Here is a 23,152-nt window from a genome sequence, read left to right on the forward strand (position 1 = left end):
AGAACGGTCCTGGGCCCGCAGGTTTGCTTGCCTGATCAGTGCGGTTGTGCCGCCGCCGAGTGCGCGGCGTTCGCGGAGGGCATCGCCAGCGCCCCCGCGGCCACGGTGAGCACGCCACCGACCCAGGAGACCCACGAGGCCGCCATCAGGTCGCTGTAGCCCATCACCCACGGCGAGATGAACAGCAGTGCGCCGAGCACCATCTGCACGTACTCCCCGTAGATCAGCGCGGGCACGGCCAGGTCGACGAGTCCGTCGATCGCGATGAGCGCGCCGAGCACGATCATCGTCCACATGGCCGCGTTCGAGGTGTCCACGACGAGCGGAGACAGCAGCACCAGCACGCCGATCGCCACCTCGGCCCAGTCCTGCCACCTGGTCCACGCCTTGGTCATCTCCACCACCTCCTCCTTCTCGACACCCTCGATGCTCCTCCTTGGTTGGCCGCCCGGTCAACTCTTCCGAGTGGAATCCCTCACAAGCGGGATTCTGAATCGGTTACTACTGAGTAACCTCCGGCAACCTGCGACTATCCCTCACTCGGGAAGGAATGCCGCCGTGCAGAAGATCCTTGACGCGATCCTGGCCGACGAGCTGGACGCGATCGGTTCGTTGGACGTTCCGGAGAGCTATCGGGGCGTGACCGTGCACGCGGACGAGGCCGAGATGTTCTCAGGCCTTGAGACGAGGGACAAAGACCCTCGCAAGTCGCTGCACGTCGACGAGGTCGCCACGCCCGAACTGGGGCCGGGCGAGGCGCTGGTCGCGGTCATGGCGTCCGCGATCAACTACAACACCGTCTGGACGTCGATCTTCGAGCCGGTCTCGACGTTCGGGTTCCTGAAGAAGCTGGGCGGCAAGCACCACCTGCCGTACCACGTCGTGGGCTCGGACCTGGCCGGTGTCGTCGTGCGCGTCGGTCCCGGCGTCACCGCCTGGAAGCCGGGCGACCGCGTCGTGGCGCACTGTCTGGACGTGCCGCTGGAGGCGCCGGACGGGCACAACGACACGATGCTCGACCCGCAGCAGCGGATCTGGGGTTTCGAGACGAACTTCGGCGGCCTCGCGGACCTCGCGCTGGTGAAGTCGAACCAGCTGATGCCGATGCCGCGCCACCTCACGTGGGAGGAGGCCGCGTCTCCCGGTCTCGTGAACTCCACGGCGTACCGGCAGCTCGTGTCGACCAACGGCGCGAACATGAAGCAGGGCGACACCGTGCTGATCTGGGGCGCGTCCGGCGGGCTCGGTTCCTACGCCACGCAGTTCGCGCTGAACGGTGGCGCCACGCCCGTGTGCGTCGTGTCGTCGCCGGAGAAGGCGGAGATCGTTCGTTCCATGGGCGCCGAACTGATCATCGATCGTTCGGCGGAGGGCTACAAGTTCTGGAAGAACGAGCACGAGCAGGACCCGCGCGAGTGGAAGCGGTTCGGCGCGAAGATCCGCGAGCTGACCGGCGGCGAGGACCCGGACATCGTGTTCGAGCACCCCGGCCGCGAGACGTTCGGCGCATCGGTGTTCGTGGCGCGCAAGGGCGGCAAGATCGTGACGTGCGCGTCGACCTCCGGGTACATGCACCAGTACGACAACCGCTACCTCTGGATGAACCTCAAGCACATCCTCTCCTCGCACTTCGCGAACTACCGCGAGGCGTGGGAGGCGAACCGGTTGATCGCCAAGGGAAAGATCCACCCGACTGTGTCCAAGGTGTACTCAATGGACGAAACGGGCCAGGCCGCGCACGACGTGCACCGCAACGCCCACCAGGGCAAGGTCGGCGTGCTCTGCCTTGCGCCGGAAGAAGGTCTTGGTGTGTTGGATCACGAACTGCGCGCGAAGCACCTCACAGCTATCAATCGATTCCGGGGTGTGTGACCTTCCGGGGTTACCCGAACGGGTAGCGTGAAGGTCATGGGCCTCGCCGACGACCGTGACCTCGTCCCTCTGGGATCCGGCTTCGACATCGTCAAGCGCGGTTATGACCGCGCCCAGGTCGAGGATCATCTCGAACGCCTCGACTCGGACCTGCGGCTGCTCGCCGCGGACCGCGATGCCGCCGTGTCCCAGACGTCAGATCTGGCGCGCCAGCTGGAAGCCGCCCGCTCGGAGATCACCGAGATGCGCAACCAGGTGGAGCGCCTGTCGCTGCCGCCGACGACGCTGGAGGGGCTCTCCGAGCGCCTCCAGCGCATGCTGCGGCTGGCCCAGGACGAGGCCAACGAGATCAAGGCCCGCGCCGAAGCCGAGGGCGGCCACATCCGCGCCAAGGCGGAAGCCGACGCGAGCGTCCTGCGCCAGCGCTACGAGAAGCTGATCGCCGAACTCGACGAGCGCCGCGCCGCCATGGAGGCGGAGCACAAGGGCGTCCTCGAGACCGCGCGCTCCGAGGCCGAGAAGATCGTCTCCGAGGCCGAGAGCGCCGCCCGCAAGATCGCCGACGAGTCCGAGCAGCGCCGCGTGACCGTCGAGGAGGACTTCGAGATCGCGATGGCCGCCCGCCGCTCCGAGGCGATGGCCACCCTCGCCACCCAGGAGGCCACCTCCAAGAGCGAGGCGGACCGCCGTCTGCGCGAGGCCGCCGAAGAGGCCGCCCGCGTCCGCGCTCTCATCGCCCAGGAGCAGGCCACCTCGAAGGCCGACGCCGAACGCCGCATCCGCGAGGCCACCGAAGAGGCCAATCGCCGCCGCCACGACTCGGTCACCGAGGCCACCGCGCGCATCCAGGAAGCCACCGACGAGGCGAACCGCCGCGTCCGCGAGGCCACCGAGGAAGCCAACCGCCGCACGACCGCCGCGACCCAGCGGGTCGACCAGCTCCGCAACCTCCGCAACCGCCTCTCGCACCAGCTCCACAACGTGCGCACGGCGTTGCAGGAGGTCGTGCCGCTGCTCGACCCGGTGGAGGAGGAGAAGGCCGCGGCACAGGCGGGCCCGGTGCCGCCGGCGCAGACCGCTCCGGGCGCTCCGGCACCTGCCCAGGCCGTTCCGGCACCTGCGCCCACCCAGGCCGTTCCGGCACCTCAGGCGCATCAGGCACCGGCCCAGCCTGCGGCAGCCGCACCGGCCCAGGCCTCGGCTCCGGCATCCCAGGCACCAGCCCAGGCTCCGGCACCTGCAGCCGCACCGGCTCAGCCCAAGCAGGCCGCGCCCGCTCAGCCCCAGCCTCCGCAGGCCCAGCCGGCGGCGCAGAACAAGCCCGCCCAGGCACCTCAACTGGACGGTCCCACGGCCAAGCTCGCCCGGCCGCAGACCGCCAAGAAGCCCTGACGTCCTGAGCTGAAGCCCCGACACCCGGAAGCCCGGAAGCCCAAGCTCACGCAGGGGTCCCCCGCCCAGGGGGACCCCTGATTTCAATTATCCCAGCCGGCACCGACAATTTTCGGCGCTCAGGCCGTGACCTCGTAGATCGCGGGCATGGGCATCGCGCGCCACGAGTCGAAGTCGGCGTGCCGCCCCACCGCGATCAACGCACGCGACACGAACGTCCCGTGCGACCCCACGAGCACCGTCACGTCCGGGTACTCGACCCCGATGCGCGCCAGAGCGTCCCCGGCGCGCCTGGTCAGCGCGTCCAGGCTCTCCCCCGCCCCGTACACCCACGACGGGTCGGCCCAGCTGCGCGCGTAAAGCACCTCCCAGTCCGGCGTCGGCAGCAACCCCGGCTCCCACTCGCGCAGCTCGGGCCACGTGACGACCGGGAGTCCCAGCGCGTCGGCCGTGGGCCGCACGGTCTGCACCGCTCGCATCTGCGGGCTGGACAGCACCACCGCCGGCTCGTAAGGCACGAGCCGCGACACCAACTCGTCCGCCGCCACCAGTCCGGCCGGTGCGAGGGGCCGGGTGTCGTCGTCGTCCTCGCCGAAGCGCGGCGGGACGGATTGCGCGTGACGCACCAATACGATTCGTGTGGGCACAACTCACCATCTTGGGGGAACAGGATGTTCGTGAAGTCGCTGGGTGACGACGGCGCCGAGCTGCGGCCGTTGGAACCGTGGCGGGCCGAGGAGTTCTTCGCGCACATGGAGCGTGGACGGGACTACATCGGCGAGCACATCGGGTTCGCCAACGCCGCCAAGGACCTGGAGAGCGCGCGCACCCTGTTGCAGGGGTACGCGGACAAGGCCGCGGCCGACGTCGGGCGGATCTTCGGGATCTGGGTCGACGACGAACTGGTCGGCGGTGTGCTGTTCCGGATAATGGACATCCCGCAGGGGCGCGTGGAGGTCGGGTGCTGGCTGGAACCGTCGGCCACGGGGCGCGGCCTGGTCACGCGGGCGGCGAGCGTGTTGATCGACTGGGCGATTCGCGAGCGTGGCGTGCATCGGGTTGAGTGGATGGTGTCGTCGCGCAACGAGTCCAGCATCGCGGTCGCGCGGCGGCTCGGGATGACCCGGGACGGAGTGCTGCGCTCGCACCACGAGTACCGCGGGGTCCGGCAGGACCTCGAGGTGTGGTCGGTGCTGGCGCCGGAGTGGGAGAGCCGATGAACGACCTGGTGCTGCTGCACGCCTTTCCGCTCGACGCGCGGATGTGGGACGTGCCGGGTGCGCTGACGCCGTCGTTGCGCGGCCACGGCCAACCCGACCTCGGCACCGTGGCGGACCAGGTCCTGGGTGTGCTCGACGAACGCGGCCTCGAGAAGGTGCTGCTCGGTGGGTGCTCGATGGGCGGGTACGTGGCGATGGCGTTGCTGCGGCGGGCGCCGGAACGCGTGAAGGGCCTGGTCTTCGTCGACACCAAGCACACCGCGGACGCACCCGAGGCCGTCGCGAACCGGCACGCCATGGCGGACCGCGTCGAACGCGACGGCGTCGGCGAGTGGCTCGTCGAGGCGATGCTGCCGAACCTGCTCGGCCCGGACGCCTCGGACACGGCGCGGGCGTTGGTCCGCACCATGGTCCTGGAACAGCGCGCCGAGGACGTGGCGTGGTGGCAGCGCGCGATGGCGAAGCGGCCGGACTCGACGGACCTGCTGGAGTCGTTGGACGTCCCGTCGCTGGTGCTCGTCGGCGAGCACGACCGGATCACGCCTCCGGACGTGGCCGCGAAGCTCGCCGTGACGCTCCGCCGCTCGACCAGCGAACGCATCGAGAACGCCGGGCACCTGCCGCCCGTCGAGCAACCCGGCGAGTTCCGGGCCCGGCTCGAGCGGTGGCGCGGACAGGTGGGGATTTAGGCCGCTACCAGCGGCGCGCGGTCGGGCCACGCCGGCCGCGCGAGTCCCAGCACGCCTGGTGCCAGTGCCTGCGTTCGTCGACCGAGCCGGACTCCTGCGCGGGCCACGCCACGACGTGCGCGACGCCGGGGCGGATCTCGTGGTCGCAACCCGGGCACCGGTAGGTCTTCTGCGCCTGCGCGCCGGAGATGGCGCGGACCAGCCACTCGCCGTCCGGACCCGACTCGGCGCGCGCCCAGCCGACACCGCCCCCGAGGGGCCGGGGTTCTTCTGGCTTGGGACTGTTACGACGAGGCACGGCCACAACGGTAATCGCTCGTAGAATCAGCTCGTGCCGACCTACGAGTTCCGTTGCCGAACCTGCGACGACACCTTCGACGTGCAGCGCCCGATGAGCGAGTCCTCATCGCCCGCGAACTGTCCCGAGGGCCACCCCGACACGGTGAAGTTGCTGTCCATGGCCGGGATCGGGGGCACGCAACAGGCCGCGCCCGGTGGTGGCGGCGGCGGTGGCGGGTGCTGCGGTGGGGGCTGCTGCGGCTAGACGGCCGTGCGGCTGAGGGTGCGGCTGCCGGGGCGGCTGGGCCCGGTCAGGCGGTCTCGCGGTCGATCATCACTTCGGCGATCTTGCGGCCCTGGTCGCAGACGCTGCCGAACTTGCCCGTCGAGTCGATGACGATGATCCCGAGCCCGCCGCCGTTGTAGGGCAGGGCGACCACGCAGGACGGTTCGACGTCCTCCTCGCCCGTGCGGTCGAGGTACGAGACCTTGTGGTCCTTCACGTCCCACTCGCCGGTGGTGCGCTCGATGGTGATCTGCTTGCCCTCGCGGACGCGCAGCGAGACGCCGACCTCGACGTTGTCGACCTTCGTGGTCCACCGGCACGACTCCTCGAACGTCGAGTCGTAGTTGATCTGGGTGGGCGGCGTCTCGGCCTTGGCGCCGGGGTAGGGCAGGTCCGTCCACTTGAGCTTGGCGCAGGTGGGCGTGATCTCGCCGTCGATCGGCGCGTTCTCGGGGTCCTCCGGGTTGTCCGGGTCCTCGGACTCGCTCGAGTCGGTGCCGGGGTCCTTCTGCTCGAAGGGCGAGGCGACGTCGAGCACCGGTTGCGCGACGGGACTGCCCTCGACGGTCGTCCGGGCACACCCGGACGCGAGCACGAGGACAGCCAACAGGAGCACCAGTCGACGCATGGCACCCACGATGCCAGACACGACATGGTGCCCCTGTGAGCGGCTCACGAGTAGTCGCGGAACCCCTTGCCCGTCTTGCGGCCGAGCCGACCGGCCGTGACCAGGTGTTCCAGCAGCGGCGCCGGCGCGAACCCGGGCTCGCGGAACTCGTTGTAGAGCGTCCGCTGGATCGCCAGCGACACGTCCAGCCCCACGACGTCGAGCAGCGCGAACGGTCCCATCGGCAACCCGCAGCCGACCTTCATGGCGTTGTCGATGTCGTCGGCCTCGGCGTAGTGGGCCTCCAGCATCTTCACCGCGTCGTTGAGGTAGGGGAACAGCAGCGCGTTCACGATGAACCCGGCCACGTCCCCGCAGTGCACGGGGTGCTTGCCGAGGTCGAGGCAGATCTTGCGGGCCGTCGCCACCACGTCGGCGCTGGTGGAGATCGTCTCCACGACCTCGACCAGCTTCATGACCTGCGCGGGGTTGAAGAAGTGCAGGCCGACGACGTCCGCAGGCCTGCTCGTGGCCGCCGCGACCTCGATGACCGGCAACGACGACGTGGTCGTCGCGAGCACCGCACCCGGCTTGCACACCTCGTCGAGCGCCGCGAAGACCTCCTTCTTGATCCCGATCTCCTCGGCCACCGCCTCGACGACCAGGTCGCAGTCCGCGAGTTCCACGAACTCCACCGCGGGCGAGATACGCGCGAGCGTCGCGTCGCGGTCGGCTTCCGCGAGTTTGCCCTTGCTGACCGCGCGGTCCAGCGACTTGCGCACCGCGCCGATCGCCTTCTCCGCCTTGTCGAGACCCCGCGCCCTGAGGACCACGTCGTACCCGCGCTTGGCGAACACCTCGGCGATGCCGGTCGCCATCGTGCCGGTGCCGATGACACCGACCCGTTGGACGTCCCGGGTTTGCGTCGATGCGTCCTTTTTGGACGGAGTCTGCGCGTCTTCGACGACGGTCGGCGAGTCCGGCCCGTCGTAGGTGTAGAAACCGCGGCCCGTCTTCCTGCCCAGGAGACCGGCCGTGATCATCTGCTTGAGCAGCGGCGCCGGCGAGTGCAACCTGTTGCGCGACTGGTGGTACATCGTGTCGAGGATCTCGTACGCAGTGTCGAGACCGATGAGGTCCAGCAGCGCCAACGGTCCCATCGGATAACCGCAGCCGTACCGCATGGCCGCGTCGAGGTCCTCACGAGTGGCGTACCTGGACTCCAGCATCTTCACGGCGTGGTTGAGGTACGGGAACAGCAGCGCGTTCGCGATGAACCCGGCCCTGTCGCCGATCACGACCGGCGACTTGCCGAGGCTCTCGGTGAACGCGACCACGTCCGTGATCACGTCGGGCTCGGTGACGACCGTGCGCACGACCTCGACCAGCTTCAGCACCTGCGTGGGGTTGAAGAAGTGCAGGCCCACGACCTTGCCTGGCCGCTTCGTCACCACGCCGATCTCGGTGATGCTGAGGGACGAGGTGTTGGACGCGATGATCGCTTCCGGGTCGAGGATCTCGTCCAGTTCCTTGAAGATCCTGGTCTTGAGCTCGACGCTCTCCGGGACCGCCTCGATGACGAGGTCGCAGTCCTTGAGGGTGCTCAGGTCGAGGCTCGTGGTGACGCGGGCGTGGAGTGCGGTTTTGTCCTGCGGGGTGAGCTTTTCGCGCTTCACGGCTCGGGCGGTGGAGTGCTCGAGGTGGTCGAGGCCGCGGTCGATGCCGACGGTGTCCGCTTCCACGACCTTGACCGTCAGGCCGGTGCGCGCCAGTACCTCCACGATGCCCGCGCCCATGGTTCCGAAGCCGACGACTCCGACGGTGGTGATCTCGCGCGCCACTGCGACCTCCCTGCGGTCTTGCATGGGCTTTCTGGTGGGCTACCAAGGAGTAACTTGCGGGCGACTATGCCACTCATGGTGGGTCGTGGGGTCGTGAGCTTCGCCATCGGGATCGAAACAGTTATCGGTCTAGGAAACGGCCAGATCCGGGGTTTCGCCTGTTGAACCCGTGTGGGGGAACGCTTGTGTTGGGCTGATCGGGGTGGCTCTGGTCCGTCACCTCTGGGAGTGGGCGGGTTTGGTGCAGAGACTTTGACGAGCTTTGGTTTCGTCATCGCCGCTTCGCGACGATAGGGATCGGGGCTTGACTTCGGGGCCCTTGCGAGGCGCTGGTCGGACCGGAAAAGCCGGGCTGAAAAGCGCCCGGCCGATCCGCGAGGGGTAGCACCTCGTACCCGAAGTCAAGCCCCAATCCCTTCGGGTGCATGGCTGGGTTGAGTGCGTACGTCACCACACCGGCTCGACGGTCCAGCCAAGACTGACGCCTCGCCTGCGGCATTGCCGTTGGGTCTTGGCGGGCTCGGCTGCGCCATCGCGATGCTTTACGACTCGGTCGGCCTCGCCTGCGGCATCGTTGCGCTCGAGCCACTGGGCGCCTCGCCCTGTGCGGCGTTCAGTCGTCGAAGCCCCTTTCGGCCAGCTCCTCGATTCGGCGCACCGCCTCCGCCGCGTCCTTGCCCGTGGCCACCACCGTGATGGACTTGCCGCCTGGTGCGCTCAGGCCCATGAGTGCCAGGACGCTGGCTGCGTTGGCCTCTTCTGTGCCGTAGCGGATGGTCACGTCGGCATCCAGCTCTGCCACGGTGCGGGCCAGCAGGGCTGCTGGGCGGGCGTGCAGGCCCACCTCGTTGGTGAGCAGGACTTCTGCCGTCGTGGCGTCTGGGACCAGGTGTAATGCTGGGCGTTGGGGTGTGGGGGCCGGGGTTTCTCCTGAGGCCCCCTCTGCTGTGGTGGCCACGTCGGCAAGGGTGGCGCCGCCTTGGGCCGCTACGGCTGCGGCTACCGCTCCTTCGACGAGAGGGGCGTCCACCACTGCGTAGCGGGTCGGGTCGTCTGCTGACTCGACGGCCATCTCCGCTGTCATCTTGGCGCTGCCCAGGTCGTAGAGGACCACTACGCCCGCGCCTGCGTCGGCGTCTGTCAAGGCCTCGACCACTGCGTTGTAGTCGGTGCCGAGGCCTCCCTCTTCTGTGCCGCCCACTGGGATCACTGTGGTGTCCGGGGCCATTTGGGTTGCCAGTTCGGCCACGCCGTTGGCCAGCATGTCGCTGTGGGAGACGACGACCAAGCCCACACGGGCGGTCATGACTTGGCTGCCGTGTCTGCGAAGGAGCGGAGCAGGAGGGCCGTCGACCTCGAGCCCGGGTCCATGTGGCCCGCGCTCCGCTCGCCCAGGTAGGAGGCCCGGCCCTTGCGGGCGACCATCGGGACCGTGGAGTTGGCTCCTTCTGCTGCCGCGTCCGCTGCTGCGGCGAGGGCCGCCGCCACCGTGCCTTCGGCGCAGGAGGCCGCTGCCACGGCTGGGGTCAGGGCGTCGACCATCGTTTTGTCGCCCACCGCGGCTTTGCCTCTGGCTATCACGCCGTCGAGGGCTGCCTGCAGGGCTCGGGCCACTGTGTCGCAGTCCAGTTCGGACGCATCGCCCACGGCTGAGGCCGCTCGCAGGAACGCCGTGCCGTAGAGCGGGCCCGCTGCTCCGCCCACGGTGGAGATCAGGGTGGTGGCCACCAGTTTGAGGACCTTGCCCGGGGTGTCCGGGGGTTCTGCGTCCAGGCGGGCCACCACGGCGGTGAAGCCGCGCTTCATGTTCTCGCCGTGGTCGGCGTCGCCGATGGCTTGGTCCAGGCGCACCAGTTCGTCGCGGTGGTCCTGGATCACGACCGCTGCCGCTCGTACGGCCGTGATCACGTCTTGTGCCGTGCAACCCACTTCAGACTCCCCATCGCAGTGCGGGCGTGTGGACGGGCGCGTCCCAGAGTTCGACCATCTCGTCGTCCAGGCGGAGCAGGGTGATGCTCATGCCCTGCATCTCCAGGCTGGTGATGTACGGGCCGACGAGCCTGCGTTCGACCGTGATGCCCCGGTCGGCCAGCAGTTGTTCGGCGATGCCGTGGGCCAGGTACAGCTCGATCAACGGGGTGCCGCCCATGCCGTTGGTGAACAGCAGGACCCGGTCGCCGGAGGAGAACGGCAGGTCGGACAGGATCGGCTCCAGCAACGCCGCGACCATCTCGGACGCGGTGCTCACCGGCACCTTCTGCCTGCCCGGTTCGCCGTGGATGCCGATGCCGATCTCCATCTCGTCGTCGGCCAGCTCGAACGACGGCTCGCCCACGTGCGGCACCGTGCACGCGGTGAGCGCCAGGCCCATCGAGCGGACCGACGCGATCACCCGTAACGCCAGCGCCTCGCACGCCGCCAGGTCGTCGCCCCGTTCGGCCGCGGCGCCCACGATCTTCTCCAGCAGGACGGTGCCGCCCACGCCTCGGCGGCCCGCCGTGTAGAGCGAGTCCTTCACCGCCACGTCGTCGTCGATCACGACGGAGCGGACTTCGGTCTCCGCCAGTTCGGCGGCCATCTCGAAGTTCAGCACGTCGCCCGTGTAGTTCTTCACGATCAGCAACGCACCGGCGCCGCCGTCGGTGCGCGCGATCGCGTCGACCACCTGGTCCGACGTCGGCGAGGTGAAGACCGGGCCGGGGCAGGCCGCGGCGAGCATGCCCCTGCCGACGAAGCCGCCGTGCAACGGTTCGTGGCCGGAGCCCCCGCCCGAGATGAGCGCGACCTTGCCGGCGACCGGTGCGTCCGCGCGCACGATGACCGCCGGGTCGTGGTGCACGGTCAGCAGATCGGAATGGGCGGCCTGCATTCCCCGAAGAGCATCCTGCACCACGGTTTCCGGATCATTGATGATCTTCTTCATCGAACAGCCCCTTCCGATCGCCGGTGACCGTGTTCCTTCTTACTCCGGGGGTCTGACACTCGGAACCGGCAAAGGACCCGGCTACCGTTAGCCTGCCCTAAGAAATGCAGGTCAACATCACGTTCCGTAGTGGAGGAACAACGTCGTGTCCAAGACAGCCGCGCTGCTCGTCGCAGTCGCCCTGACCCTGACCGCGTGCTCCAGCACGCCGGACAAGCCCACCGTCGCCCAAGGTGGCGAGGACTTCGGCAAGGCGAACGAGCTGAGCAACGGCTTCGGCACGACCTCCAAGCCCGGCGAGTTCCCCCGCACCGTCAAGCACGCGATGGGCGAGACCAAGCTCGACAAGAAACCCGAACGGGTGGTCGTGCTCGACACCGGCGAGCTCGACAACGTCGTGGCGCTCGGCATCAAGCCCGTCGGCATCGCCTACACCGACGGCTCCCCCACCATGCCGTCCTACATCGGCGACAAGGGCGGCACGCCGGAGAACGTCGGCACCACCAACAACCTCAACCTCGAAGCGATCACCAAGCTGAACCCGGACCTGATCCTGGGCTCGCAGCTGCGCGCGGAGGCCCTCTACCCGAAGCTCGCCGCGATCGCCCCCACGGTGTTCTCCGTGCGCCCCGGCTACGTGTGGAAGGAGAACTTCCTCCTCAACGCGGCCGCGCTCGACCGCCAGGCCGACGCCGCGAAGATGCTCGAGGACTACACGAAGAAGGCCACCGAGACCGGTGACGCCGTCGAGAAGAAGCTCGGCGTGCGCCCCACGGTGACCGCGCTGCGCTTCATGCCCGGCCGCATCCGCCTGTACGCCAAGAAGTCGTTCATCGGCACGATCCTGATCGACGCCAAGATCGGCCAGCCGACCCCGTCCCAGGTGGACGACCTCGCCGCCGAGGTCAGCGCGGAGGAGATCGGCAAGGCCGACGGCGACTTCATCCTCTACTCCACCTACGGCGACCCGGCCAAGACCGCGCAGGCGTCCGTCCTCGGCGGTCCGTTGTGGACGAAGTTGAACGCCGTCAGCACGGGCAAGGCCAAGCCGGTCGCCGACGAGACCTACTTCCTCGGTCTCGGCGTGCTCGCCGCGAACGTCGTGCTGGACGACATGAAGAAGCAGCTGGGCGTCTAAGAGCTCCGGAACGCGGATGCTCTTCGGAGCGGCTCAGCGACCGAAGAGCATCCGCGCCAGGCGCAGCATCTGCTTGCCCGCCATGGACGACCGGTCGAACGTCGCCATGTCGATCAGCGACTTGAACTTCAGCTTCGTCACGGCCTTGGCGTAGGCGAACTCGCGCAGCCCGTCCTCGCCGTGGATGCGCCCGAACCCCGAGTCGCCGACACCGCCGAACGGCAGCCCCGGGATCGCCGCGTAGGTCAGCACCGAGTTGACCGACACCATCCCGACCCGCAGCTGGGCGGCCAGCTCCTCACCGCGCGACTTAGAGAACACCGCGGCCCCCAGCCCGTACTTGGACTGGTTCGCGAGCCGCACGCCCTCCAGCGCGTTCGGCACCCGGTTGATCACCACGGTCGGCCCGAAGGTCTCTTCGGTGACCGCCAGCGAGTCCTCCGGCACGTCCGTCAGCACCACCGGCTCGACGTACGGCGGCCTGATCGAGTCCGGTCCGCCGACCAACGCCTTGCCACCGCGGTCCAACGCGTCCTGCACGTGCGAACGGATGATCTCCACCTGCGACGGCATGGTGATCGGCCCGAGGTTCGCGTTCGGCTCCCCGCCGGGCTTGAGCTTCTTCGCCCGCTTCACCAGGACCTCGGTGAACGCGTCGGCGACGTCCTCGGCCACGTAGATCCGCTCCACGCCCGCGCACGTCTGGCCGGCGTTCGACACCGCGCCCCAGATCGCGGCCTCGGCGGCGGCGCTCAGGTCGGCGTCCGAGTCGACGATCAGCGCGTCCTTGCCACCGCACTCGACCAGCACCGGCGTCAACGAGACGGCCGCGGCGGCCATGACCTTCTTGCCGGTCCGGGTGGACCCGGTGAACGCGATCTTGTCGACCCCGGCGGACACCAGCGCCGCGCCCGTCTCACCGAAGCCCGTGACCACCTGGAACACCGGGTACTCCGGCACCGCCTCGGTGAACGTCGACGCGAGGAACGTGCCGACGCCCGGCGTGAACTCCGACGGCTTGAACACCACGGCGTTGCCCGCCGACAGCGCGTACGAGATGGAACCCATCGGCGTGTGCGCGGGATAGTTCCACGGCCCGATGACGCCGATGACGCCCAACGGCCGGTACTCCAGCGACGCACTGTGGTTGAACATCAGCATGCCGGAGGACACACGGCGCTTGCCCAGCACACGGCCGGCGTGCCGCGAGGCCCAGTGCAGGTGGTCCATCACCAGCGCGACCTCGACGCGGGAGTCGTCGGCGGGCTTGCCGGTCTCCGCGCTGATCAACGCGATGAACTCGTCTGAGCGCTGCGAGAGGATCTTGCGCCAGGCGTCGAGCTTGGTCCTGCGCCCTTCGAAGCCCAGCCCGGCCCACCACGCCGCGGCCTCGCGCGCCGACGCCACCGCGTCCTCGACCTCTTCGGCCGTGTGGATCGGGTGGTGTGCGACGACCTCGCCCGTGCGCGGGTCCAGTGAAGCGAACCGCCGCTGCTCGCCATCGGCCGACAGCGCGCTGTCCGAAGCGGTCTGCGTCATGGTGCTCCTCCGGTACTCGCCAGTAACCTCGACACTAACGCGTACTCGAAGAACTTTCAGCCCCCGCCTGGCCCCGCAGGAGGACCTCAGGCCTGGGGCAGCGAGGGAAGGACCGCCTTGGCGAACGCCTGCGCCGCCACGCAGCGGTCGATCCCGTTCTCCTTCGAGGCCGCGACCGTGAACTCCACGATCTCACCCGCGTCGGACTGGTCCTTCGTCCGCACCACGACGAGCTCGCACGTCGGGAACGGGCCGTCCTTGAACGCCTGGTAGCCCTTCACCCCGCCGAGGTCGACCTCGACCGACCTGGTGTCGAACTTGCCGTCCTTCGGGATGCGCGCCGTCTTGAACTCGATCTGCATCTGCGCGCTCTGCCCCGTCCAGGAGCACTGGTGCAGACCGAACGGCAGCGCGCGCGGCGAGGCACCGAGCACCGGCGAGAGCACCGACCGCTCCACGATCGCGCACGGGTCGACCTCGACCGGCGACCCCTTGGGCGGGGTGTACTTCTGCGGGTTGCCCTTGAGCTTGCGGACCGCGCCCTCCAGCACCTTGCGGCCGGGTTCGCACGCGTCGTTGCCGTCGTTGCCGGTGCCGACCTGCACGCGCACGGCCTGGCCCGGGTTCTCCATCGTGACGGCCGAGATGAAGCACGCCGAGGCGTTGAGCTTCTGCTCGCCGCTCTTGAGGCCCGCGATCTGCTTGGTGGCGTTCTTGAGCTCCGTGGACGTCAGCGTGTAGCCGATGTCCAGCGTGATGTTGAGCGTCTTGCCCGCCTTGTCCTTCATGTAGTTGGAGCAGCGCGTGTAGGAGGTGCTCGAGTACTTCGACGGCGTGCCGACCGTCTGCAGGACTTCCTTCTCGATCAACGCGCACGGGTTGACCAGCCGCAGCCGTTCCGCGGCGAACGCCGGGTCGACCGGCTTGCCCGCCTGCGAGGACGGTTTGGTCGACGGATCGGTCGTCGTGGTCGCGTCGGCACCCGCCTGCACCGTGCGGCGCGGCGAGTTGGTCTTGGCAAGACCCGGCCCTGTCGCACAGCCGGCCATCAGCAACGCGGCGGCGGCGACCACAGCGGTGGCACGAAAACGAGGCACGACGTGCACGGTAGCGGCCTTCGCGGGCGTTTGTGGGCGGTACCCCGAGTTACCCAGTGGCACATGTCACCCAGAGCTACGGGAACGATTCAGAAGATCAACGCGATGTACCTGGTGAAGACCCCGACCGAAGGAGAGACGTGCGAAACCGAATTCGCCGCGCATTCAACTGGCTCGACGCGTGGACGATCGAGGCCTTCAACCCTGTTTACCCTGGTCGTCCCCAGTCATAGCTCCTTGAGCGGCTCTTTGTCCGTGTCCGCGAACTGAGGCCGCAGCGTCGCCCAGGCAGCGAACGCCGCCGACAGCACCACCATGGCGATGCCGGCCCACAGGTTGATGTTGACCCCTTCGGCCTTCTTCAGGTCTTCGTCGGACGTGAAGCCGAGCCCGATGACGACCAGTACGACGCCGTACAGGCCGAAGAGGAAAGCGATGATCAGTCGCAGGTCGAACAACCTCATGGCGGCCTCCCTCAGCCGAAGATGAAGTAGAGAACGGTGGTCAGGGCCAGCACGCCGCCACCGAGCAGTGCGGGCGAGCGGTACCAGCCCGCGTCCTCACCGGTGGTGGAGTGCGCCCTGTCTTCCTTGGGCGTGAGGCTGTAGACCAGGCCGCCGAGTTCGCTGTCCGGCTTCGGCCGTGTGACGAGGCTGACCGCGAAGCTCACCACGATGTCGACCACGAACGCGAGGCCCGCGCCGAGGAAGCTCGCGCCCTGACCCGGCAGTTGCAGCCACTCGATGCCGAACGACGGCTCCGAGATCGCGTAGATGAAGATCGCGGTGAACGTGCCCGCGAGCAGACCGACCCACCCGGCCGTCGGCGTCATCCGCTTCCAGAACATGCCCAGGATGAACGTCGCGAACAGCGGCGCGTTGAAGAACGAGAACAGCGCCTGGATGTAGTCCATGATGTTGGACCCGCCGAGCGCCGCCGCGATGAACGCCGTGCCGATCGCGAGCACACACGCACCGACCGTGGCCAGGCGTCCGACGCGCAGGTAGTACTCGTCGGGACGGTCCTTCTTCACGTAGTCCTGCCACAGGTCGTACGTGAAGACGGTGTTGAACGAGCTGACGTTCGCCGCCACACCGGCCATGAAGCTCGCCAGCAGACCCGTGATCGCGATGCCGAGGATGCCGTTGGGCAGAAGGTCGCGCATCAGCAGCGGCAGCACGTTGTTGTAAACGACGCCACTGCTCGTATCACCGGCCTTGAGCTGCGCCATCTCCGGCACGATCACCGCGGCGATGATGCCGGGGATGATGATGATCGCCGGGATCAACGCCTTCGGGTACGCGCCGATGATCGGCGTGCGCTTGGCCGCGGACATCGACTTGGCGCTCATCGCGCGCTGGACCTCGGCGAAGTTCGTCGTCCAGTAGCCGAACGACAGCACGAAGCCGAGACCGAACACCAGACCCACAACACTCCACACCGGACTGTTGATGCCGGTGAGTTCCGTGGCGGGCCAGGCGGACAGCTGTTCCTGGTCGGTCACCTTCTCGACCAGGCCCTGCCAGCCGCCGACCTTGATCAGGCCGACGATCGTCAACGGCGCCAGCGCGGCCACGATGACGAAGAACTGCAGCACCTCGTTGTAGATGGCGGCGCTGAGGCCGCCCAACGTCGTGTACGCGAGCACCACCAGGGCCGCGACGCAGATCGACACCGGCAGCGGCCACCCGAGCAGCGCGTCGATGATCACCGCGAGCGCGAACAGGTTGATGCCCGCGATCAGGATCTGCGCGACGGCGAAGCTGATGGCGTTGACGAGGTGCGCGGGCTTGCCGAACCGGCGGCGCATGAACTCGGGAACGCTGCGCACTTTCGAGCCGTAGTAGAACGGCATCATCACCAGACCGAGGAACACCATCGCGGGGATGGCGCCGATCCAGTAGTAGTGCACGGTCGCCATGCCGTACTGCGCGCCGTTCGCCGTCATGCCCATCAGTTCGAGGGCACCGAGGTTCGCGGAGATGAACGCGAGACCGGTGACCCACGCCGGCAACGACCGCCCGGACAGCAGGAAGTCGAGGCTGGAGGAGACGGATCGTCGTGCCATCACGCCGATGCCGAGAACCACCACGAAGTAGATCAACAGCAACGCGTAGTCGATCGGCCCCGCGTCGAGCCGCAGGTCCGCCTCGGCCAAGATCGACACCGTCCACCTCCCAAAGACTTCGAACAAAGTCGAACACAACCGACCAGGAGAGGACATTACTCCAGGTGCAGCGGGTCTTACCCCGTGTGGATGATCACCAAACCACGGTGTGACAGGGGGCGCTCACTGAAGTCGGCGGGCTGGGAAATGCAGGTGCGGTGGACGGCCCGCGAAGCTGAAACTCAGGGCATGACGAGCACCCCTGAGCTGGTGGCGTGGACCTGCCCCGGCTGTGGCGAGACCACGAACGGCAGCCGCACGAACGTCGGCGACCTCTGTCTGTGGTGCGGCGCGAAGCAGAACTGGGTGGAGATCCCCGGCGCGGTCCGCGAGGAGATCACCGAGTTGCTGGCGACCGGGAGGACGATCCTGGCGGTCAAGCGGATCAGGGAGGTGACCGGCTGCGGTCTCGCGCAGGCCGTCGAGCTCGCGAACCTCCCCGTCCACCGAGAGCAGGCGTGACCGGCACGAGCCCCACCCGCGGCTCCTCGACTGACTCTGGCCGAGGAGCTGACCACCGTCAGAACAGCCGGAACTCGTCCGGCTCGATCCCGCGCAACGCGTCGTAGTCCAGCACCACGCACCGGATCCCGCGGTCCTCGGCCAGCGTCCGCGCCTGCGGCTTGATCTGCTGCGCCGCGAACACGCCCTGCACCGGCGCGAGCAACGGGTCGCGGTTCAGCAGCTCCAGGTACCGGGTCAGCTGCTCGACGCCGTCGATCTCGCCGCGCCGCTTGATCTCGACGGCGACCGAGACGCCCGCGCTGTCGCGGCACATCAGGTCGACCGGGCCGATGGCGGTCGGGAACTCGCGCCGCACCAGCGTCCAGCCGTCGCCCAGGGTCGTGACGTGCTCGGCGAGCAGCTTCTGCAGGTCGGCCTCGACGCCGTCCTTCTGCAGGCCCGGCTCGGGGCCGAGTTCGTGCTTGGAGTCCTGCAGGACCTCTTCGAGGGTGATGATCAGTTTCTCCCCCGCCTTGTTCTGCACCGTCCAGATGTCCGGGTCCTCGATCAGCCAGCAGGGCGGGCTCATCCAGTTCAGCGGCTTGTAGGCGCGGTCGTCCGAGTGGATCGACACCGAGCCGTCGGCCTTGATCAGCAGCAGCCGCTGGGCCATGGGCAGGTGGGCGGTGAGTCGGCCTACGTAGTCGACCTTGCAGCGAGCGATGACGAGACGCACCGCGACAGGCTACGGGGTGCGTCCAGAATCCGGACGTTAGGTACGGTCCGTGGCGTGGAGAGCCTCGGCACCCGAGAGGTGTACGCAAACCCGTGGATGACCGTTCGCGAGGACGAGATCCGGCGCGCTGACGGTTCGAGCGGTATCTACGGCGTGATCGACAAGCCCGACTTCGCGCTGGTCATCCCGCTCGACGGCGAACGCGTCCGGCTCGTCGAGCAGTTCCGGTACCCGATCGGCCTGCGCCGCTGGGAGTTCCCCCAGGGCACCGCTCCCGACCGCGCCGACGTGGACCCGTTGCAACTCGCCGCGCGCGAGCTGCGCGAGGAGACCGGGTTGCGCGCCGGGCGGATGACGTCGCTGGGGCTGCTCGACGTCGCGCCGGGCATGTCGTCGCAGCGCGGGCACGTGTACCTCGCCACGGAACTCACCGAGGGCTTCCACGAACGGGAGCACGAGGAGCAGGACATGCGCTCGGCGTGGTTCCCGCGCGCGTCGTTCGAGGCGATGATCGCGAAGGGCGAGATCACCGACGCCCAGTCGATCGCCGCCTACACGCTCCTCCTGCTGCACGAACACTCCCAGCCCTAGCGCTGGAACGCCGTCCGGTAGCTCTGCGGTGAGGTGCCGGCGATCCGCTTGAACCTGTCGCGGAACGCCGTCGCCGACCCGAACCCGACCCTGCTCGCGATCAGCTCCACCGGCTCCTTCGTGGTCTCGAGCAGGTGCTGCGCCTGCCGGACGCGTGCCCGGTGCAGCCACTGCAACGGCGTCGTGCCGGTCTGCTCGCGAAAGCGCCGGTTCAACGTGCGCGTGCTCATGCCGGCCTGCCGCGCCAGGTCCTCCAGCGTCAGCTCCCGCGCCGCGTTGGCCTCCATCCACCGCAGCAACGGTTCGAGCTCCACCCCTTGCGGCGCAACGGGTGGCGTGACGATGAACTGGGCCTGCCCGCCTTCTCTCTCCAGGGGCATCACGGCGTGCCGCGCCGCGTCGGCGGCCACTGCGGACCCGTGGTCGCGCCGGATCATGTGCAGGCACAGGTCAAGCCCGGCAGCCGCGCCCGCGGACGTGAGGAACTGCCCGTTGTCGACGTAGAGCACGTCCGGGTCGACCTCCAGCGCCGGGAACCGTCGGGCCAGCTCCTGCGCGCCCAGCCAGTGCGTGGTCACCCGCAGCCCGTCGAGCAGCCCGGTCGCCGCGAACACGAACGCCCCCGTGCAGATCGACGCTATCCGCGCGCCTCGCGCCGCCGCCTGCCGCAGCGCTTCGATCAACGGCTTCGGCACGACCATCCCCGGGTCGTGCCCCGGCAGCACGATCGTGTCCACTTCGGACAACAACTCCAAGCCGTGCGGCACCTTGATCGCGAAGCAGCCCGCGTCGACCGTCCTCTTCGGACCGCAGACGCGCACCCGGTACCGCCCGGCCCAGTTGAACGCGTCGACCGGCGTCGCGAAGTCGAACGGGACGACGCTGTCCATCGCTACCACTGCCACCTCGTGCACGTCCACCACCGTAGCTGGCGAGAATCCGTTGGAACATGGCATTCCAGCCAGTTCCCCCCGGGATCCGGCCACCCTACGGTTTCGATCACCGGAAACCGTAGGAGTCGCAGTGAAAGCTCAAGTGGTGTTGTTCGACGGCTTCGACCCGTTGGACGTGATCGGCCCGTACGAGACGCTGACCGCGGGCGGGATCCCGGCCGAGCTGGTGACCGTCGAGGGAGCCCGCGAAGTGCCTGCGGGCTTGGGCCTGCTGTCTCTGAAGGCGACCGCGCGGCTCGATCCGGGAGCCGGGCTCGTCGTGGTTCCCGGTGCGGCGGCCCTGCGAGACGACGAGGTGTTCGACCTGCTCACCGCGGGTGCCGCCACGGTCGGTCCGGCGCTGAAGGACACGAGCGGGATCATCGCGACCGTCTGCGGTGGCTCGCTGCTGCTGGCCATCGCCGGCCTGATCAAGGGCCGCAACGCCACCACCAACCACCTCGGCCTGCAAGCGCTGGAGTCCATGGGCGTCAACGCCGTCCGCGCGCGGATCGTCGACGACGGCGACCTCGTCACCGCCGCCGGTGTCACCTCCGGCGTCGACCTCGGCCTGCACCTGCTCGAACGCCTGGCCGGCGCGCACAAGGCCGTGGAGATCGAGGAGCTGTTCGCCCACGAGCGCCGCGGCACCGCGTGGAGGGCCGCGTGAGCAAGCTGTTCCTCTCCCTGCACGTCCTCGCGGCCATCATCGCGATCGGCCCGGTCACCGTCGCCGCCAGCATGTTCCCGAAGGCCGTGACCACCCCCGGCAACCCCGAACTGCTGCACCGCATCTGCCGCGTCTACGCGCTCATCGGCATCTCGGTGCCGGTGTTCGGGTTCGCGACGGCCGGCGTGATGGGCGTGACCGGCCACCCCTGGGTGATCGTGTCGATCGCGCTCACCACCGCCGCCGCGTTCGTGCTGGCGCTGAAGATCCTGCCCGGCCAGGAGAAGGCGCTGAAGACCAAGGACGTCAAGCACCTCGCCGTGTACACGGGGATCTTCAACCTGCTGTGGGCCGCCGTCACCGTGCTGATGATCCTGCGACCCGGCTCGACGACCGGCGCCTAGCGTTGGCTCACCGGCCGCACCACGATCTCGTTGACGTCGACGGACTCGGGCTGCGAGATCGCGTACGCGATGGCGTCACCGATGGCGGACGCCGGCAGCGCGATCTTGCGGAAGTCCTCCATCAGCTCGGCCGCGAAGTCCTCGGTGATCGTGTCGGCGAGCTCGGACTCCGTGACACCGGGCGAGATCACCGTGACGCGCAGGTCGTCGCGTTCCTGCCGCAGTCCCTCGGAGATCGCCCACACCGCGTACTTCGTGGCGCAGTAGACGGCTGCGGTCGGCATGACCATGTGCGCGCCGATCGAGGCCACGTTCACGACGTGCCCGTTCCCGGTGAACCGGGGCAGCACGGCGGCGATGCCGTGCAGCACGCCCTTGATGTTCACGTCCACCATCCGGTCCCATTCGTCGACCTTCAAGGAACCCATGAGGGACAACGGCATCACGCCCGCGTTGTTCACCAGCACGTCGACCTTCCCGTACCGGTCGACCGCAGAGTCCACAAAGGACTGAAATGATTCGCGGGACGTCACGTCCAGCGGCGCGTGGGCACCGCCGACCTCCTCCGCCAGCGCGGCCAGCCGGTCCTCCCGCCGTGCCCCGAGGAACACCTGGTGTCCTGCCGCGGCCAGCACTCGGGCCGTCGCCTCGCCGATGCCGCTGGACGCTCCACTGATCAACACAACTTTGCTCATGGCCACCACGTTCGGCCCGCTGCGAGCCCGCTACCAGGACACCTTCTCCCCAGGAGTGCCACACCCAGGCAGAGGACACCGGTGACGCCTACGCTCGAACCCATGCTCGGTGAGTTCCTGAAAGCGCACCGGGCCCGCGTCAACCCGGAGGACGCGGGCCTCCCGTCGCACACCCAGCGCAAGGTGAAAGGGCTGCGGCGCGAAGAGGTGGCCGTCCTGGCCGGGGTGAGCGCGGACTACTACGCCCGTCTCGAACAGGGCCGGGAGACCCGTCCGTCCGCGCAGGTCCTGGACGCCCTGAGCCGCGCGCTGAGACTCGACACGGACGCCCGCGCGCACCTGCACCGCCTGGCGGGCGTGGTGGCCGACGAGGGCTACGCGCCCGACGTGGTGAGTCCGGAACTGCTGCGGCTGATGAGCGGCCTGCACGACATGCCCGCGATGGTGATGAACTCGGTGCTCGACGTCCTCGCGTCGAACGCGCTGGCCGACGCCCTCTACGAGCCGTTCAGCCCGGCCGACAACGCCGCCAGGATGACGTTCCTCGACCCGGCCGCGCAGGGCTTCTACGCGCGCTGGCACTGGGTCGCCCAGAGCACGGTCGCGCACCTGCGGCAGACCGCGCACCCGAACTCCGCCCGGCTCCAGCAGATCGTCGCGGCGCTCAGCGAGAACCCGGTGTTCCGCGAGCTCTGGGCGCAGCACGAGGTGCGCGGCAAGACCCAGGACGCCAAGGAGTTCGTGCACCCGGCCGTCGGCCCAATCAAGCTCAGCTACCACTCGTTCGACGTCCGCGAGGCCCCCGGCCAGTTCCTGGTGGTCTACCAGGCCGAACCGGGCCCGAACGCCGACGCCCTGAAACTCCTCGCGACTAGTCGGGCCACACGGGCGGCCGCTTCTCCAGGAACGACGCCCGTCCCTCTTTGGCTGACGGGGACTGCGAAGTCTCGGCCATGACCGACAACGCGATCTCGTACCCGTCGATCTCGGGCCGGTCGAGCTGCGCGTAGATCGTCCGCTTGCCGATCGCCTTCGACGCCCGGCTCCCCCGCGTGGCCCGCGCCAGCAGGTCGTCCGTGGCGGCGTCCAGCTCGTCCGCGGGCACCGCGCGGTTGATCAGCCCCCACTCCACCGCCGTGGCCGCGTCGATCACGTCCCCGGTCAGCACCATCTCCATCAACCGCTTGCGGCCGACCGACCGCGCCACCGGCACCGCGGGCGTGTGGCAGAACCACCCGGCCTTGCCGCCGGGCAACGAGAACCCGGCCGTGTCCGCCGCCACCGCGAGGTCGCAGGACGCCACCAGCTGGCACCCGGCCGCCGTCGCCAGCCCCTGCACCCGCGCGATCACCACCTGCGGCGCGGACTGGATGGTCTTCATCAGCACCGTGCACAACTCCAGCAGGAGTCGCACGCCTTCCTCGTCCCGCGCGTGCACGTCCGCGAAGTCGTGTCCCGCGGAGAACACCGGTCCCTCGGCGGCCAGCACGATCCCGGCCGCGTCCGACGCGCGGGCCTCGCGGAACGCGTCCAGCAGCTCCGAGAGGTGCTCGGCGGACAGCGCGTTGCGCTTGGCCGCGCGGTTCATCGTGATCCGGACGACGGACCCGTCCCGCGAAACGTCAACCAT

Annotated in this window: 27 protein-coding genes; 11 read left to right on the forward strand and 16 right to left on the reverse strand. The window is 68.8% G+C overall.

All coding sequences use genetic code 11. From position 1 onward, the window contains the following. Window positions 1-35 precede the first annotated feature (35 nt). Window positions 36-395, reverse strand: a complete 360-nt coding sequence (locus QSK25_RS40310) for an SPW repeat protein (RefSeq protein ID WP_285646461.1) — start codon at window positions 393-395, stop codon at window positions 36-38. A 163-nt stretch (window positions 396-558) separates the two neighbouring features. On the opposite strand from QSK25_RS40310, the gene ccrA reads away from it, so the two are divergent. Together ccrA and QSK25_RS40320 are read left to right on the forward strand one after the other, a co-directional pair. Beyond that, window positions 559-1,872, forward strand: coding sequence for a crotonyl-CoA carboxylase/reductase (gene ccrA, locus QSK25_RS40315; protein ID WP_285646462.1), 1,314 nt, complete (start codon window positions 559-561; stop codon window positions 1,870-1,872). A 36-nt stretch (window positions 1,873-1,908) separates the two neighbouring features. After that, the gene (locus tag QSK25_RS40320) at window positions 1,909-3,264 is read left to right on the forward strand and encodes a coiled-coil domain-containing protein (protein ID WP_285646463.1); all 1,356 of its coding nucleotides are present in this window, start codon (window positions 1,909-1,911) and stop codon (window positions 3,262-3,264) included. 119 nt (window positions 3,265-3,383) lie between these two features. Here the strand turns inward: QSK25_RS40320 and QSK25_RS40325 are convergent, their stop codons facing one another. Beyond that, entirely contained in the window at window positions 3,384-3,911 is a 528-nt protein-coding gene (locus tag QSK25_RS40325) for a histidine phosphatase family protein (protein WP_285646464.1), read from the reverse strand. Between the two features lie 24 nt (window positions 3,912-3,935). Between QSK25_RS40325 and QSK25_RS40330 the strand changes: the two genes are divergently transcribed. Both QSK25_RS40330 and QSK25_RS40335 read left to right on the forward strand, forming a co-directional pair. Next, window positions 3,936-4,484, forward strand: coding sequence for a GNAT family N-acetyltransferase (locus tag QSK25_RS40330; RefSeq protein WP_285646466.1), 549 nt, complete (start codon window positions 3,936-3,938; stop codon window positions 4,482-4,484). Then, a complete protein-coding gene (locus tag QSK25_RS40335; protein ID WP_285646467.1) occupies window positions 4,481-5,173 on the forward strand; it encodes an alpha/beta fold hydrolase in 693 nt (230 codons plus the stop codon). The genes QSK25_RS40330 and QSK25_RS40335 overlap by 4 nt, the downstream gene beginning before the upstream one ends. Window positions 5,174-5,177: 4 nt before the next feature. Here the strand turns inward: QSK25_RS40335 and QSK25_RS40340 are convergent, their stop codons facing one another. Further along, complete coding sequence (locus QSK25_RS40340) at window positions 5,178-5,471, reverse strand: Rv1322 family protein (RefSeq protein ID WP_285646468.1); 294 nt, start codon at window positions 5,469-5,471, stop codon at window positions 5,178-5,180. Between the two features lie 33 nt (window positions 5,472-5,504). Between QSK25_RS40340 and QSK25_RS40345 the strand changes: the two genes are divergently transcribed. Next, entirely contained in the window at window positions 5,505-5,717 is a 213-nt protein-coding gene (locus QSK25_RS40345) for an FmdB family zinc ribbon protein (RefSeq protein ID WP_285646469.1), read from the forward strand. A gap of 46 nt (window positions 5,718-5,763) precedes the next feature. Here the strand turns inward: QSK25_RS40345 and QSK25_RS40350 are convergent, their stop codons facing one another. From QSK25_RS40350 to dhaK, 5 genes are all read right to left on the reverse strand, one after another. After that, window positions 5,764-6,366 (reverse strand): DUF3558 family protein, encoded by a 603-nt coding sequence (locus tag QSK25_RS40350; protein ID WP_285646471.1) that lies wholly within the window; start codon window positions 6,364-6,366, stop codon window positions 5,764-5,766. 44 nt (window positions 6,367-6,410) lie between these two features. Continuing rightward, window positions 6,411-8,186 carry a 3-hydroxyacyl-CoA dehydrogenase family protein gene (locus tag QSK25_RS40355; protein WP_285646472.1) on the reverse strand — a complete coding sequence of 592 codons (1,776 nt, stop codon included), beginning with the start codon at window positions 8,184-8,186 and terminating at the stop codon, window positions 6,411-6,413. A gap of 613 nt (window positions 8,187-8,799) precedes the next feature. Next, window positions 8,800-9,492 (reverse strand): dihydroxyacetone kinase phosphoryl donor subunit DhaM, encoded by a 693-nt coding sequence (dhaM, locus tag QSK25_RS40360; protein WP_285646473.1) that lies wholly within the window; start codon window positions 9,490-9,492, stop codon window positions 8,800-8,802. Then, window positions 9,489-10,115, reverse strand: coding sequence for a dihydroxyacetone kinase subunit DhaL (gene dhaL / locus QSK25_RS40365; RefSeq protein WP_285646474.1), 627 nt, complete (start codon window positions 10,113-10,115; stop codon window positions 9,489-9,491). The genes dhaM and dhaL overlap by 4 nt, the downstream gene beginning before the upstream one ends. A gap of 1 nt (window position 10,116) precedes the next feature. Then, complete coding sequence (gene dhaK / locus QSK25_RS40370) at window positions 10,117-11,109, reverse strand: dihydroxyacetone kinase subunit DhaK (RefSeq protein ID WP_285646476.1); 993 nt, start codon at window positions 11,107-11,109, stop codon at window positions 10,117-10,119. Between the two features lie 145 nt (window positions 11,110-11,254). Between dhaK and QSK25_RS40375 the strand changes: the two genes are divergently transcribed. Continuing rightward, window positions 11,255-12,247, forward strand: a complete 993-nt coding sequence (locus QSK25_RS40375; protein WP_285646477.1) for an ABC transporter substrate-binding protein — start codon at window positions 11,255-11,257, stop codon at window positions 12,245-12,247. A 33-nt stretch (window positions 12,248-12,280) separates the two neighbouring features. Here QSK25_RS40375 and QSK25_RS40380 read toward each other — a convergent pair whose 3' ends face one another. The 4 genes from QSK25_RS40380 to QSK25_RS40395 all read right to left on the reverse strand — a co-directional run bounded on the left by QSK25_RS40380 (window position 12,281) and on the right by QSK25_RS40395 (window position 17,050). Further along, window positions 12,281-13,786, reverse strand: coding sequence for an aldehyde dehydrogenase family protein (locus QSK25_RS40380; RefSeq protein ID WP_285646479.1), 1,506 nt, complete (start codon window positions 13,784-13,786; stop codon window positions 12,281-12,283). A gap of 86 nt (window positions 13,787-13,872) precedes the next feature. Beyond that, entirely contained in the window at window positions 13,873-14,883 is a 1,011-nt protein-coding gene (locus QSK25_RS40385) for a DUF3558 domain-containing protein (protein WP_285646481.1), read from the reverse strand. Between the two features lie 227 nt (window positions 14,884-15,110). After that, window positions 15,111-15,347 (reverse strand): hypothetical protein, encoded by a 237-nt coding sequence (locus QSK25_RS40390; RefSeq protein ID WP_285646483.1) that lies wholly within the window; start codon window positions 15,345-15,347, stop codon window positions 15,111-15,113. An 11-nt stretch (window positions 15,348-15,358) separates the two neighbouring features. Continuing rightward, entirely contained in the window at window positions 15,359-17,050 is a 1,692-nt protein-coding gene (locus QSK25_RS40395) for a sodium:solute symporter family protein (RefSeq protein WP_285646485.1), read from the reverse strand. A 189-nt stretch (window positions 17,051-17,239) separates the two neighbouring features. On the opposite strand from QSK25_RS40395, the gene QSK25_RS40400 reads away from it, so the two are divergent. Then, window positions 17,240-17,512: a hypothetical protein gene (locus tag QSK25_RS40400; protein WP_285646487.1), complete on the forward strand. Its 273-nt coding sequence runs from the start codon at window positions 17,240-17,242 to the stop codon at window positions 17,510-17,512. Between the two features lie 58 nt (window positions 17,513-17,570). Here QSK25_RS40400 and nucS read toward each other — a convergent pair whose 3' ends face one another. Further along, the gene (gene nucS, locus QSK25_RS40405) at window positions 17,571-18,230 is read right to left on the reverse strand and encodes an endonuclease NucS (protein WP_285646488.1); all 660 of its coding nucleotides are present in this window, start codon (window positions 18,228-18,230) and stop codon (window positions 17,571-17,573) included. Between the two features lie 54 nt (window positions 18,231-18,284). On the opposite strand from nucS, the gene QSK25_RS40410 reads away from it, so the two are divergent. Continuing rightward, window positions 18,285-18,821 (forward strand): NUDIX domain-containing protein, encoded by a 537-nt coding sequence (locus QSK25_RS40410; RefSeq protein ID WP_285646489.1) that lies wholly within the window; start codon window positions 18,285-18,287, stop codon window positions 18,819-18,821. Here the strand turns inward: QSK25_RS40410 and QSK25_RS40415 are convergent. Next, on the reverse strand, window positions 18,818-19,735 hold the full coding sequence (locus tag QSK25_RS40415; RefSeq protein WP_285646490.1) for a GlxA family transcriptional regulator: 918 nt from the start codon (window positions 19,733-19,735) through the stop codon (window positions 18,818-18,820). The two genes, QSK25_RS40410 and QSK25_RS40415, sit on opposite strands and share 4 nt — an antisense overlap. Before the next feature lie 109 nt (window positions 19,736-19,844). On the opposite strand from QSK25_RS40415, the gene QSK25_RS40420 reads away from it, so the two are divergent. Further along, the gene (locus tag QSK25_RS40420) at window positions 19,845-20,423 is read left to right on the forward strand and encodes a DJ-1/PfpI family protein (protein WP_285646492.1); all 579 of its coding nucleotides are present in this window, start codon (window positions 19,845-19,847) and stop codon (window positions 20,421-20,423) included. Further along, window positions 20,420-20,827, forward strand: coding sequence for a hypothetical protein (locus QSK25_RS40425; protein ID WP_285646493.1), 408 nt, complete (start codon window positions 20,420-20,422; stop codon window positions 20,825-20,827). The genes QSK25_RS40420 and QSK25_RS40425 overlap by 4 nt, the downstream gene beginning before the upstream one ends. Here QSK25_RS40425 and QSK25_RS40430 read toward each other — a convergent pair. After that, complete coding sequence (locus QSK25_RS40430) at window positions 20,824-21,522, reverse strand: SDR family oxidoreductase (protein ID WP_285646494.1); 699 nt, start codon at window positions 21,520-21,522, stop codon at window positions 20,824-20,826. The genes QSK25_RS40425 and QSK25_RS40430 overlap by 4 nt on opposite strands. A 102-nt stretch (window positions 21,523-21,624) precedes the next feature. Between QSK25_RS40430 and QSK25_RS40435 the strand changes: the two genes are divergently transcribed. Then, the gene (locus QSK25_RS40435; protein ID WP_285646496.1) at window positions 21,625-22,479 is read left to right on the forward strand and encodes a helix-turn-helix transcriptional regulator; all 855 of its coding nucleotides are present in this window, start codon (window positions 21,625-21,627) and stop codon (window positions 22,477-22,479) included. Here the strand turns inward: QSK25_RS40435 and QSK25_RS40440 are convergent. Continuing rightward, on the reverse strand, window positions 22,394-23,152 hold the full coding sequence (locus QSK25_RS40440) for an enoyl-CoA hydratase-related protein (RefSeq protein ID WP_285646497.1): 759 nt from the start codon (window positions 23,150-23,152) through the stop codon (window positions 22,394-22,396). The genes QSK25_RS40435 and QSK25_RS40440 overlap by 86 nt on opposite strands.

Origin of the sequence: Lentzea sp. NBRC 102530, from assembly GCF_030269365.1 — a bacterium.
Taxonomy (GTDB): Bacteria; Actinomycetota; Actinomycetes; order Mycobacteriales; family Pseudonocardiaceae; genus Lentzea.

What these genes read in the sequence shown, in the direction of transcription:
- QSK25_RS40320 (WP_285646463.1), top strand. Translation starts at nt 1,909, where the DNA reads ATGGGCCTCGCCGACGACCGTGACCTCGTCCCTCTGGGATCCGGCTTC.
- QSK25_RS40350 (WP_285646471.1), bottom strand. Translation starts at nt 6,366, where the DNA reads ATGCGTCGACTGGTGCTCCTGTTGGCTGTCCTCGTGCTCGCGTCCGGG.
- QSK25_RS40335 (WP_285646467.1), top strand. Translation starts at nt 4,481, where the DNA reads ATGAACGACCTGGTGCTGCTGCACGCCTTTCCGCTCGACGCGCGGATG.
- QSK25_RS40380 (WP_285646479.1), bottom strand. Translation starts at nt 13,786, where the DNA reads ATGACGCAGACCGCTTCGGACAGCGCGCTGTCGGCCGATGGCGAGCAG.
- QSK25_RS40435 (WP_285646496.1), top strand. Translation starts at nt 21,625, where the DNA reads ATGCTCGGTGAGTTCCTGAAAGCGCACCGGGCCCGCGTCAACCCGGAG.
- QSK25_RS40430 (WP_285646494.1), bottom strand. Translation starts at nt 21,522, where the DNA reads ATGAGCAAAGTTGTGTTGATCAGTGGAGCGTCCAGCGGCATCGGCGAG.
- QSK25_RS40440 (WP_285646497.1), bottom strand. Translation starts at nt 23,152, where the DNA reads ATGGTTGACGTTTCGCGGGACGGGTCCGTCGTCCGGATCACGATGAAC.
- QSK25_RS40330 (WP_285646466.1), top strand. Translation starts at nt 3,936, where the DNA reads ATGTTCGTGAAGTCGCTGGGTGACGACGGCGCCGAGCTGCGGCCGTTG.
- dhaM (WP_285646473.1), bottom strand. Translation starts at nt 9,492, where the DNA reads ATGACCGCCCGTGTGGGCTTGGTCGTCGTCTCCCACAGCGACATGCTG.
- dhaK (WP_285646476.1), bottom strand. Translation starts at nt 11,109, where the DNA reads ATGAAGAAGATCATCAATGATCCGGAAACCGTGGTGCAGGATGCTCTT.
- QSK25_RS40400 (WP_285646487.1), top strand. Translation starts at nt 17,240, where the DNA reads ATGACGAGCACCCCTGAGCTGGTGGCGTGGACCTGCCCCGGCTGTGGC.
- QSK25_RS40310 (WP_285646461.1), bottom strand. Translation starts at nt 395, where the DNA reads ATGACCAAGGCGTGGACCAGGTGGCAGGACTGGGCCGAGGTGGCGATC.
- QSK25_RS40390 (WP_285646483.1), bottom strand. Translation starts at nt 15,347, where the DNA reads ATGAGGTTGTTCGACCTGCGACTGATCATCGCTTTCCTCTTCGGCCTG.